Annotated in this window: 1 protein-coding gene; it reads right to left on the bottom strand. The window is 38.6% G+C overall.

The genetic code is table 11. The features are described from left to right. Positions 1-42: 42 nt before the first annotated feature. Positions 43-14,103, bottom strand: coding sequence for an Ig-like domain-containing protein (locus A33S_RS0102490; RefSeq protein WP_017176515.1), 14,061 nt, complete (start codon positions 14,101-14,103; stop codon positions 43-45). Between the last annotated feature and the right edge of the window lie 58 nt (positions 14,104-14,161).

Below are 14,161 nucleotides of genomic sequence, written 5' to 3'. Positions count from 1 at the left end.
GAAGCCACCTTGGTAAGCATACCAAGGTGGCTTTTTAGGTTTCTATTTATCTTTATTGCGTTTTCTTCTTTTTCTTAGTAGTAATGATGCACCAGCAAACAAACTAAAGACACTTAGTAAAGTGGTTGAAGTATGGTTCGAACCAGTTGCAGGTAATTGTTTTAATGAAGCTTTATCTTTCTGAGTTTCTTTAATTGATTTTCCTGCTTGGTTATCTAACTTCTGTTCACTTCTATCATGTTTCAATTTGTGAGAAGGTACTGCTTGACTAAATTCATTCTTATTAGAAATACCGTTTTGATTATGATCTTCATTACCATCGTAAATGCCATCACCGTCAGAATCAGAGTTTAGTGGATCAAGGTTGAGTAAACGTTCAACTTCATCAGGTAATCCATCGTTGTCATCGTCTGAATCGAGGTAATTTGGAATACCATCGCCATCCGTATCAATTTGTTTATCGATTTGACGTGTTGCATCATTTGGATAATCATCGTTTGAGTTAGGCGTACCATCCGCATCATTATCTTCGTCGCCGTCTGACACACCATCTCCATCTGAATCAGGATTCAATGGGTCGAGGTTGAGCAAACGTTCGATTTCATCCGATAAACCATCGTTGTCATCATCAGAATCGATGTAGTTCGGGATACCGTCGCCATCAGTATCGAGTTGTGTATCAATCTGACGTGTCGAATCATTTGGATAGTCATCTTTCATATTAGATGTGCCATCGCCATCAGTATCTTCATCGCCATCTTTAATGCCATCACCATTTGAATCAGGGTTCATAGGATCTAGGTTCAGAAGTCGTTCGATTTCGTCCGATAATCCATCGTTATCATCGTCTGAGTCGAGATAATTTGGAATACCGTCTCCATCTGAATCAAGTTGCTTATTGACTTGACGCGTCGCATCTTGAGGATAATCATCATTCACGTTAGGTGTGCCATCCGCGTCAGTATCTTCGTCGCCGTCTGTCACACCATCTCCATCAGAATCAGGGTTCATAGGATCTAAGTTGAGAAGACGTTCAACTTCATCCGATAATCCATCGTTATCGTCATCTGAATCTATGTGGTTAGGAATACCGTCTCCATCTGAATCAAGTTGCTTGTCGACTAGATGTGTCGCATCATTCGGATAGTCATCATTCGAATTAGGCGTACCATCTTGATCAGTATCTTCGTCGCCGTCTATCACACCGTTTCTGTCAGAATCTGGATTTAATGGATCTAGGTTTAGAAGTCGTTCAACTTCATCCGATAAACCATCGTTATCGTCATCTGAATCGATGTGGTTAGGAATACCGTCGCCGTCAGTATCGAGTTGTTTATCGATTTGACGTTTTACATCATTCGGATAATCATCTTTTGAGTTAGATGTGCCATCGCCATCAGCATCTTCATCGCCGTCTTTAAGACCATCGCCATCAGAATCAGAGTTCATAGGATCAAGGTTCAGAAGTCGTTCGATTTCGTCCGATAAACCGTCGTTGTCATCATCAGAATCGATATGGTTAGGAATTCCGTCACCATCCGTATCAAGTTGTTTATCGATTTGACATTTTGCATCACTTGGATAATCATCGTTTGCGTTCGTCGTACCATCCGCATCGGCATCTTCATCGCCATCTATAACGCCATCACCATCAGAATCAGGGTTCACAGGATCGAGGTTTAGAAGTCGTTCGATTTCATCTGATAATCCATCGTTGTCATCGTCTGAATCGAGGTGATTTGGAATACCATCGCCATCCGTATCAAGTTGTTTATCGATTTGACGTTTTGCATCATTCGGATAATCGTCGTTTGCGTTCGTCGTACCATCCGCATCGGCATCTTCATCGCCATCTATAACGCCATCACCATCAGAATCAGGGTTCACAGGATCAAGGTTTAAAAGTCTTTCGATTTCATCTGATAAACCATCGTTGTCATCATCAGAATCAATATAGTTCGGAATACCGTCGCCATCCGTATCGAGCTGTTTATCAATATGACGTTTTGCATCACTTGGATAATCATCCTTCGAGTTAGGCGTACCATCTGCGTCAGCATCTTCATCGCCATCTATCACACCATCACCATCAGAATCAGAGTTCATAGGATCAAGGTTTAGAAGTTGTTCATCTTCATCAGATAAACCGTCATTATCATCATCGTTATCTTCATGATCTGGTTGACCGTCGTGGTCAGTGTCTAAAGCTGTATTAATATCAGGTTGACCGTCGCCATCTTTATCAGTTTGTTGTGAACTTGAAGCGTCTGATTCGTCTTTGTTAAGGATTGTATCGCCATCTGCATCCTCGTCTCCAACTGGCTTACCATTGTTATCAGAATCGGCCAATTTTGGATTTAAACCTAAGACCGCTTCATCGGCATCATTTACGCCATCATTATCATCATCTGTATCTAGATGATCAGGTGTGCCATCAGAATCTGTATCAAGTTGTGTTAATACATCAGGGTTGCCATCACCATCTTTATCAGTTGGCGCGTTAGCATTTTCATACGATTCATCTTTATTTGGAATAGTATCTCCATCAGAGTCTTCATCACCATCAGCTGTACCATTATTATCAGAATCAGCTGATTTCGGATTTAATCCTAATAATGCTTCATCGGAATCATTGATACCATCATTATCATCATCGTTATCTTCGTGATCTGGTTGGCCATCATGGTCCGTGTCTAGAGCAGTATTAATATCAGCAACGCCATCTTGGTCTTTGTCTGTAAACGTTGAAATCGTAGTGTCTGATTCATCTTTGTTTGAAATCGTATCTCCGTCAGCATCTTCGTCACCATCTGGAACACCATTACTATTTGAATCGATAAGCTTAGGATTAAGACCTAACACCGCTTCATCTGCGTCGCTCACACCATCATTATCGTCATCATTGTCTAGGTAATCTGGTGTGCCATCATTATCCGTATCAAGTTGTGTTGATACGTCTGGTTTACCATCATTGTTTTTGTCAGTTATGTCAGAAGATGTTTCATCTGATTCATCTTTATTCAGAATACCGTCTCCGTCACTGTCTGTGTCACCATCAGCTGTACCGTCGTTATTCGAATCAGTAGACTTCGGATTTAAACCAAGAACACGTTCATCTGCATCATTAATACCATCATTGTCGTCATCTGGATCTAAGTGATCTGGTTGTCCGTCACGATCCGTATCAAGCTGCGTTGAAATATCAGGTTGATTGTCTCCATCTTTATCCGTAATCGAATTAGATGTTGGATCAGATTCATCCTTATTTAGAATGCCATCACCGTCAGCATCTTCATCACCATCGGCTGTAACATTGTTGTTAGAGTCAGTTGACTTAGGATCTAAACCAAGATGTGCTTCGTCAGCGTCATTAATACCATCATTATCATCATCGTTATCTTGATGGTCTGGCGTACCGTCGTGATCCGTATCAAGTTGCGTTAATACATCAGGGTTACCATCATTATCTTTGTCAGTAAACGTCGCTGAATTCGGATCAGATTCATTCTTGTTAGGAATTGTATCTCCATCAGAATCCTCGTCGCCATCAGGCGTACCATTATTATTAGAATCTACTAACTTAGGATTTAAACCAAGTAATAGTTCATCTGCATCATTAATACCATCACCATCGTCATCATGATCTTGGTGGTCTGGCGTACCGTCTCCATCCGTATCAAGTTGCGTTGTAATATCAGGTTGACCATCTTGGTTTTTATCAGTGGCATCAGCACGATTAGGATTTGACTCGTCTTTATTTAAGATACCATCACCATCGAAATCTTCATCTCCGTCAGGTGTGCCATTTTGATTACTATCTTTAAGTTTAGGGTCTGTACCAATCAATGCTTCATCCGCGTTATTAATACCATCGCCATCGATATCCGTATCATCAACATCAGGCGTTCCATCACCATCTGTATCCTTTCTAGTTTGGATATCAGGTAAGCCATCTTGATCACGGTCTGTAGCAGTATTTAGCGTTGGGTCTGACTCATCTTTATTTAAAAGCCCATCACGATCAGAATCTTCATCACCATCAGGCGTACCATCATTGTTCGTATCGCGTACTTTAGGGTTCAAGTTCATTAAAGCTTCGTCTACGTCGTTTACGCCATCATTATCGTCATCAGGGTCATTTATATCTGGTGTACCATCATTATCAGTATCTAATTGTGTTAGAACGTCAGGATTGCCATCGTTATCTCTATCCGTTGCACGCTCACTATTCGGATCAGACTCATCTTTGTTCAAGATACCATCTTGATCACTGTCTAAGTCGCCATCAGGTGTACCGTCATTATCTGAATCAGCAAGTTTAGGATTGAGGTTGAGTAATTTTTCATCCTCATTGTTGATACCATCACCATCGATATCATGGTCGAGATAATTTGGTCTACCATCTTGATCCAAATCTTCGTTATCTTCTACAAAATCTTTTGTTGAAGCATCCGAATCTAAATGGTCAGCTTTAGTAGAAGTAATTTGAACTTCCGTGTCAATAGGTAAACCGTCAGGCGTAGCAATCACAAATGCGCCACTTTGATCTACTATAGCAGTAATTGGTTGTCCCGAACTATTTAAAATTGGTCCATTTTCGTTGATAAGCGTAACGAGAGAACCAGGCTCGGCTGTACCATGTATTTCAGTAGTCGTTGATTTCAAATCATCCGTTACAACTGGTGTCTTAAGTTTCGGAAATTCTTTAACAGTTAAGTTAAATGTCTTACTCACTGTGTTACCTGCGTCATCTGTCAACGTTATTGGTACAGCACCATTCGTTGGCAGAGCTGCAGAACCAATGATTTCTCCATTTTCAATACGTAAATTGATATTTGAATCAGTGCCTGTTAAAGACGCTACGTAGTTATTGCTATTATCACTAGCTACAAATGGAATTCGAATTTCTTTTGTTTTTAAAACAGTAACATCATTAATATCTTCAAGTGTTGGGTTAGTTCGATCTTCAACTTGGTCAGTATCCGAACTATCCGAATCAAGATGCTTATCTTTCGTTGCTTTTAAAGTAAGGGCAACATTCGGCGCTAATGGTTTATGAAGCGGAATGTTAAATGTGCCATCCTGAGCGACAACACCTGTGATTGGATTACCGCTTGAGTCTGTTAACGGATTGTTTCCATCATAAAGCGTAATCAAAGCACCTGGGTCAGCATTACCTGTAATGACATTACTATTCGTATCAATATCACCATTTATTGTTGGTTTAACTAACTTAGGTTGTTCAGCAACGTTTAAAGTAAGCGTATCTTCTGAAACGTTATGAGCTTCATCTTCTATTAAAAGTGTGAGTGTAATTGGTTGTTGCGTGACTTTAACAGGTGTACCACTTAAAACGTTATTCGTAATGTTTAAACCATGTGTATCTTGACCAGGCTTAAAGCTTATCGATAAACGGTTAGAATTTGATACGTTATCAGTACCACTTAGTTGAACTGGTGCTAAATCATAACCACGCATACCGTTGACTTCAAGAATGCCATTAGGTTTTGTAAGCGTTGGTGGCGTTTTATCTTCGATATGATCTACATCTGAACTATCAGAATCAAGATGTTTATCCTTTGTAGTTAGAACGGTTACTTCAGAATTGGCAGGTAGTGGATTCGGCAGACTAAGCGTAAAGCTGCCATCATTACCTACTATTGTAGTGATTGGTTGACCATTAGTTCTAATTACGTCTTGTTGATTATTCTTAAGATGAACTGTAGCGCCTGGTTCTCCAGTACCGGTAATTGATGTAGTCATAGAGTTAACATCTGTAGTAATAGTTGGTTTCATTAACTTCGGTTGTTCCGCAACAGTTAAGGAAACAGTCGTAATATCAGATTTGCCTGCTTGGTCTGTAACTCTAACTGAAAGTTCAATTGGATTAGTAATGACTTTGTTAGGTGTACCCACAATTTGATTGTTTTGGATTGATAAACCATGCGTGTTTTGACCTGGAACAAATTCATAAACAAGATTATTACTAGGCGTTTTGTTATCTCGGGCGTTAATTGTTACTGGCGAAATTTCATAGCCGCGCATTCCATTTATTGCAGGAATTTGATCAAAAACTGGATTTGTATCATCAGAGACGATAACTGGCGCTGATTCATCTGAATCAAGGTGCTTATCTTTATAAGAGATTGCTTTAAGTTCGCTATCTACATCGATTTTGTCATTAAGGTTAAATGTAAATCTTCCTGAAGCATTCGTGACTGCTTCAATTGGTGAGCCGCTTTGATCAATGACGAAGTTAGAACCATTCTTAAGTTTAACGACTGAACCTGCCTCAGCAGTTCCTGAAATCACTAATGATTCAGAAGTCACGTTAGTTGTAATAATAGGCGTACTTAATTTAGGTTGTTCAACGATATTTAGCGTAAACGTATTCGTATTTGTATTACCTGCTTGGTCCGTTACGCGTACAGTAAGTTCAACCGGTGAAGCCGTTACAGCTATTGGAGTACCCACGATTTGCTGGTTCTCGATACGTAAACCATTCGTATCTTGACCAGGAGCGAAATCATATACTAAGTCATTAGATGCCGTCGTGTTATCACTTCCAGATAATTGTACTGGTGTAATATCATAACCACGCATTCCGTTAATATTTGATATTGAATTAAGCGAAGGACGTGTAGCATCTTCTACCGTATCAGGATTTGATGCATCAGAATCAAGGTGTAGCTGCTTATACGTTAAGGCAGTGATTACATCATTCGTATTAAATTTCTGAGGTAGATTGATTGCAAATCGGCCTTGGTTGTTAGCTGTTACTGAAATCGGTTGACCATTATTATCGTTTACAAAGCTACTACCGTTCTTAATCTTGACTGTCGCGCCCGCTTCAGCAGTACCTTCTACAACCGTTGTTTCAGTATTGATGTTCGTCGTTATGACTGGTTTAGATAACTTAGGTTGTTCAGCTACAGTTAAAGTGAATCGCTTCGTATCAATATTTCCAGCTTGGTCAGTAACCTTAACTGAAAGTTCTAATGGTGAAGCTGTCACTGAAGTTGGCGTACCCACGATTTGTTTGTTTACAATTTGTAAACCATTCGTATCTTGACCTAAAACAAATTCATATACTAAGTCACTTGGCGACGTAGCATTGTCAGATCCCGTTAAATTTACAGGCGTGATAGCATAACCACGCGTTCCATTAATATTTGAAATAGGGTTAAGTGTTGGGTTCGTCGCATCTTCCACGAAATCTACAGTAGATGGATCTGAATCTAAATGTTTGTCTTTAAAAGCCACAACAGTTACATTGCTTCCTGCATCTACTTTTTGAGGTAATGATAGTCTAAATTCTCCCTGGTTATTAGTTGTTACTTCAAGGGGTTGACCCTGAGCGTTAAGAATAAAGTCATTACCTTTTTTAATCTTGATTTTAAAACCATTTTCAGCTCTACCCGTAACTTCTGTTGTTTCAGAATTGATGTTCGTTGTAATCGTAGGTGTAACTAATTTAGGTTGTTCAACTACATTTAAAATAACTTTTTTAGTATCAAAGTTGCCCGCTTGGTCAGTTACTTTAACAGTTAACTCTACTGGAGAAGGCGTAACAATTGTAGGCACACCAACGATTTGTTTATTGACAATAGATAGACCATTCGTTGGTTGACCGGCAACAAATTCGTAAACTAAGTCATTACTAGACGTCGTATTATCAGTTGCCGTAAGTGTTATAGGTGTAATGTCGTAACCACGCATACCGTTAATATTCGCTATTGGATTTAGGGATGGATTTGTACGATCTATAACTGCTTTCATATCGGAAGCATCTGAATCTAAATGTAAATTTTTACTTGCTACGACAGTAATGTTGTCTCCTGTTGAGAAAGTGTTTGGTAATTGAATTGCGTAATGTCCTTGATTATTTGTTACAGCAGTTAAAGGAGTGCCGTTTGCACCTGTTACTTCTTGATTACCTCTTAACAATTTAACAGTACTACCACTCTCAGCTGTACCTGTAATTTCATTCGTAACCGTAGAGATATCATGACTAATCGTTGGCTTGGCAAGTTTAGGTTGTTCTTCCACAGTAAAGGATACTGTTGAAGTACCAACGTTACCCGCTTCGTCAGTAACAGTTAAGTTTAATGTAACTGGTGAACTTAGAACTGTATTAGGAGCACCGACGATACGTTTGTTATCTATTCTTAAACCATGCGTATTTTGATTACCTGCAAAAGCATAAACTAAGTTGTTACTACGTGTCGTATTATCTGTACCACTTATTGCAACTGGTGTGATATCATACCCTCTTCGTCCATGAATTGGAGAAATAGGACTAATTGTAGGAAGTGTTTTATCCTCAACTAAATCAACTGTTGAAGGGTCAGAATCAAGATGTAAATCTTGCGATGCTATAGCTACTACACGATCACCTGTAACGAGTTTGTTCGGTAATTGAATATTGAATGTACCATTTTGATTCGTTGTAGTCGTTAAAGGCTGACCTTGGCTATTTGTAATATAATTCGTACCTTTTTTAAGCTTAATCGTACTACCGATTACTGCACTACCTGTAACAGTAGTCGTTTCAGTCGTAATATTATTTAAGCTAGGTGTAGGTGTTTTAGGTTGTTCGCGTACATTTAAAGTAAATTCGCCATCTTTAATATTGTTAGCTTCGTCAGTAATGGTAAATCTTACTGTAACGTCTCCATTAGTTACTTTATTAGGTCGTCCAGTAATGATACCACCGTCAATACTTAAGCCATAATTATCTTGGCCATTTGCGAAATCATATACTAAATTACCTGGCTGTGAAACGTTGTCATATGATGAAATATCTTGACTTACTTCATGTCCTCTAGTGGTATTAATAGGCGCTATAGCGTCATATTCTGGTGCTGTACCATCTGAAACAACGATAGTGTCAGAAGGGTCTGAACTACGATGTTTCGTTTTAGAAGCGGATACGGTTACGTTTGAATACGCTTCTATAGGTGTTTCTAGATTAATAGTAAAAGCACCTGTTGCATCAGCTACTGCCGTAATAGCATCATGAGAACTATTTTCTAACGGATTATTGTTAACTGTAACACTTACCGTTGCGTTTGGTGCTGTAGTACCCGTTATTGTTAGATCATCACTGTTAATATCATTTACTTGAGGTGGATCTAATTGAGGTTGTTCAACGACTGTCATTCTAAAAGAATGTTCTGATGAGTTACTAGCGCCATCTGTAGCTACGAGTGTTACGATTTCATTTGTTACTGGACTTGATGCAATACCAGTCAACATACCATTTTGAACAGTTAAGTTTTGAGTATTAGCAGAACCTCTCTTAACCGAGAAAATTATAGAATTAGGACTTGTTGCATTATCCGTAGCTCTTAAAGGAATGCTTATGTCATCTCCCACAGTTAGATTTAAATCATTTAGATTTGAGGTATCAATAACTGGTACAGTTTTATCGACTACAATCAACTCGCGAGATGGTAAAGAGTCTAAATGTAAAGGTAACGACGCAATAGCAGTTATGGAAGCGAGGTATGGTAAAGGTTGACTTAAATTAAAGATAAATTTACCTCTACTATTCGCCGTTGCAACTAATGGTTGATTATTGCTATCCGTGATAAAGTTTGGTCCGTTTTTTAATCGAACTGTTGAATTAGGTGTCGAAGTACCTGAAATTTCAGTTGTGTTTGTATTTATACTAGAACTAAATAATGGTGTTGCAGCATGAGGTTGCTCGCGTACTTCTAACGTAAACGATGCTAATCGTTCGTTGTTAGCTTCATCAATAATTTTAAACTGAATTGGTTTTGGTGAAGTCACGGAAGTCGCCGTACCTGTAATATGTGTATTAGAAATAGAGATACCATGTGTCTCTTGATTAGGCACTAATACTACACGTAAATTTTGTTGTGAAGTAACATTATCTCTTAAGGTGATGGCTGTATTTACTCTATGGCCTCTTGTCACTGTAACTCTAATTGCTTTAGGTGTTGATGGTGGTGTTGCATCTTCAACGACGTCAACGCTTGAAGCATCAGATTCTCTAAAGTTTGTTTTTGTAGCAACAGCTATGACTTCACTACCTGCAGGTAGTTTACTTGCCAACGTGAATCTATAGCTACCATTTGCGCCAATTGTATAAGCAAGTTCTTTATTGCCACGATCTCTTAGAACTTCCGTACCATTATAAAGTTTTACTGTTGAACCTACCACACCTGTACCATGAACGATTGTAGTTTCTGAGTTAATATTTGTTGTAATAGTTGGCGCAGCTAGTTTTGGATAATCGTTAACAGTTAACGTTACAGTTCCCCATGCAAAGTTGCCGGCTTCATCTGTAACTTTCATGCGTATACGTTTTGTACCGTTCGTTAATTTTGTTACCGGACCATTAATCGTTTGACCACTAATAGTTAAACCATAAGTATCCTGACCTGCTTCAAATTCATATCTTAAGTTCTGAGGCGTTGTTACATTATCACGACCTACGATAGATATTTGAACAGGGTCATTAATTGTTTTAACGATTGATGCAATGTAATCATAAGTAGGGAATGTCGCATCAGATACGGTTTTAACGTCCGAAATTTCAGAATCATTGTGACGCGCTTTAGTTGCTGTAACGGTAATTTGAGCGCCAGCCTGTAATCTGTTAGCTAAATTAAACACAAAGTTACCGTTGCTATCGGCTACAGTAGTAATTGGTTGTCTATTGCTGTTAACTACAGGAACATTATTATTACGTAAAGTCACTGTAGCTCCAGCGGTCGTAGTACCAGTTACCCGATTCATTTCACTAGTTAAGTCACCACTAATAGTAGGTTTTGCTACTTGAGGTTTCGCATTAACTTTTAAATTAAATGTTCGAGAGTTTTCATTTTTACCTTTATCAATTACTTTAACATGAATACTCACATTAGTTAGTAATGGATCTGAAGCGGTACCTACAATTCGGTTGCCTTCAATACGCATGCCATGCAAATTTTGACCCTCTTCAAATGCATATACTAACTCGTTTGCAGGTGTGTAGTTATCATTACCTGTAAGCGTAATATTATAAGCGTCACCTTCAAGAATCTCTTGATCAGGGATTACACTCATGTTCGGTCTTGTTTTGTCAGAAACTACAACCGGTGCTGAAGGCGGAGAACCATTATTTGGATATTGCGCTACTATAACGTCTCCAGCTTGAAACTTACGGTCTAATCGAGCTGACGCCCATCCTCCTGACATTGATGATACAAATGCGTAAGAAGGTGCTCCATTAGACTCAGTATATAATACACCATTTCGATACAAATCAATTCTACCGAATTTATTACCATGCACTCTCAAGAACTGAGTTTCAGAGTTAGCACTTGCAGGGTCTATGATAGGCGCATTAGCCTGAGGTCGAGCACTTACTAGCATTGTAAAAGTCTCAAGTCTTGTATTACCTACTTCATCCGATATTATGACTTGTATAGGTTGGTTATGCATTTGTAAATTCGCGGTACCTCTTAAACGATTATGATCGATAACTAATCCATAAGTATTAGTTCCTGGTGGAAAACTATAAGTTATACGATGTGGTTCAGTAACATCATCTACAGCTTGTAAATCAATACTAATTGGATCTTGATCTGTATACGAATTCGTCGTAGGTGTTGTTAAACGAGGTGGATTACCTCGAGAAACAGTTACTGGCGCTGAATCATTAGAATCTTGATAGCCTGCTTTTGTCGTGTATGCTCTAATAATTTGTCCAGCTGGGACACGGTTATTTAATCTAAAGCTATAAAAACCTCTATCATCTGTATCAACTAATTTTGGTTGACCATTGAGCGTTAAAGGTGTGCCATTAACTTTGACACCTACTCGAGTACCTGGTATAGCTTTACCTGTAACAACCCACTCTTCGTTATTAACCGGGTTTAAAGTCGGTGCTTCTAAACGCGCTTTTTGAACAGTGATATTAAAAGTTCTCGACGTCTCATGATTCCGGTTATCATATGCACGAACAGTTACCGTTTTAGTACCCAATTCTGTAGGGAAACCGTGAATTTCATTATTTGCTGAATCGAATAATAAACCTTGTGGTAAGTTTGTAACAGTTATTCTTGAAACCACTTTGTCGTCATGAGCTCTGACACGAATTGGTTCAATACCTGCATCTTTTAGTACTGTCTTGTTCGCTATTGGATCAATTGTAGGCGGTGTATCTTTATTTAAATTTCTAAAGTCAAAGAAGTTAGCTGAATAACTACCCTTCATGATTTTTTCAGGGCTACCACGGTCTATTACAGGCCAATGCGTCTGTAGTTTTGTGTTTGCCTGGTCTAATTCAAACCATGAATCTAAATGTAATAATTTAAAGCCTAAAGACTGTTTTAATGCTTTTTCCATAGAGTCGAAAGTCACATTGTCTTTTAAATAGTAACGTGTCGCGAACGAAACAGGAGAATTATCGTTCTTAGTTAATACTTCACGCCAATTGTTTTCAGCTGTTCTAAAGTTATCAAGAGTCTCAGCATTAGGGTTAATGATAGACCATTTCGAACCTTGGCTTGTATCAAGCAAACCATTACTATCAAGTGTAAATCTGTGAGCCTTCTTACCAGTAGCTTGTTCTTGACCTTCGATATCGTTGTTATTCGTTTGGAATAATTCTACAAGTTCAGGACGTACGAAAGGTAATAATTCTCTAGGTAATTGCTCTTTAAAATATAACAATGAATAACGTAGTTGTTCATTCGTTGTCGCATTACCCCTAGGCTGGAAGTTGTGTTTCACCATAAATGTTTTATCTTTACGGTTTACGACGATGTTACTATTCATAGGTCTAATAAAGAAGCCTGATGGATTATTCAAGCTATCAATAATTGGAAAGCCTTGTTGTTCACGACCGCCGTATTGTTTTAACGTAATTAACGTATTTTGTACCGAGTTCGCGATAATACCGTTTCTTGTATCTTCAAGAGAAGATGTCACATAAACTGGAATGTCATCCGTGAAACCAAGTGATCTTAATGTCTGACCATTTTTCAACTTGATTTTAAGTCTTACTTCTTTCGTTCTTGCATTTCTTAAAAGACTCGTAAATTGACGTACTTCAGTATCCCAGTTAGAACCATCGTAGTTACGTGTGAAACCTACTGTGTTGTTGCCATCTTCGATAACGATTGCTTCAATATTTTTGTAGAATTTCGGTTGACGGAAAGATAAATGTAGTCGTTCTTCATTAGTAGAATAGTTGTTATTACCAGGGAATGTAACATATCTCAACAAGATTTCGCTTGTGTTAGATACAAATTCCTGATGTAAACCTGCACCTTTTAAACCATAAGGGTCACCGTTTTGGTTTCTCACACGACGACGGTTTTCATTATAGTTTAACCAGTTGAAATCAAGATGCAAGTCCATACCATCTGTAAAATTTAATGGGTGGTCGTAATCATTTAACATAAGCGTTCTAGGATCGTTTGGATCCCCATAGATAAAGCTATGTCGGTTACTTCGATCTTGCGTAGGCGTTGGATCGTTAGTAGCACGCTTTGAACGCTTTCTTATAGGATTATTCTCTGGTGGTGTAGCTTCACGGAGCGAGTTAGCTTCTAATGAACGCTTGCCTCGACGACGTGGTTTACTATCTTCAGTCGCTTCACGTGATTCAGCTTTAGCCTTCTCAGTTTTAGGCGTATCTTCTTTCTGAGATTCCTCTGACTTAGAAGCTTCGTCTTCCTTATCAGATTTAGCTTCCTTCTCAGATTTTTCTTCTTGAGTCTCTTCGTCTTTTTTATCTTTTTCTTCGACTTTGTCTTTAGCGTCGTCTTCTGACGCTTCACTCTCAGTTTCAGTTTTACTCTCATAATCTAATACTTCGTCTTTTACATTTAATGTATTCGTATCATCAGATGTCTCAGATTCTAGTGGCGTAATTGCTTCCTCTGGCTTCGGTGTGTCCGCTTCTTCTTTATCTGATTCTGACTCATGAATAGTAGTAGCAATTACATTTGATTCACGATGTGTCGTTTCATCTGCAAATGCGGTTGATTGACTACCTAGAAAAAGTAAGGTACCTATTACGGTAGAAAATAAACCGACATTATATTTTCTTATACCGAATCTTTGTATCTTTTGATGTCTCATATTCAGTCCTCATTTCGTGGTGTTAGTTTCGGTTACTTCGTTCTATCTCAGTATCCTA

It is taken from the genome of Staphylococcus massiliensis CCUG 55927, from assembly GCF_000298075.1.
Taxonomy (GTDB): domain Bacteria; phylum Bacillota; class Bacilli; order Staphylococcales; family Staphylococcaceae; genus Staphylococcus; species Staphylococcus massiliensis.
The sequence above is the reverse complement of the archived record's forward strand: the minus strand, read 5'-3'. Positions and strand labels throughout refer to the sequence as shown.

Excerpts from the sequence above, each read along its gene's own strand:
- A33S_RS0102490 (WP_017176515.1), bottom strand. The coding sequence starts at position 14,103 with ATGAGACATCAAAAGATACAAAGATTCGGTATAAGAAAATATAATGTC.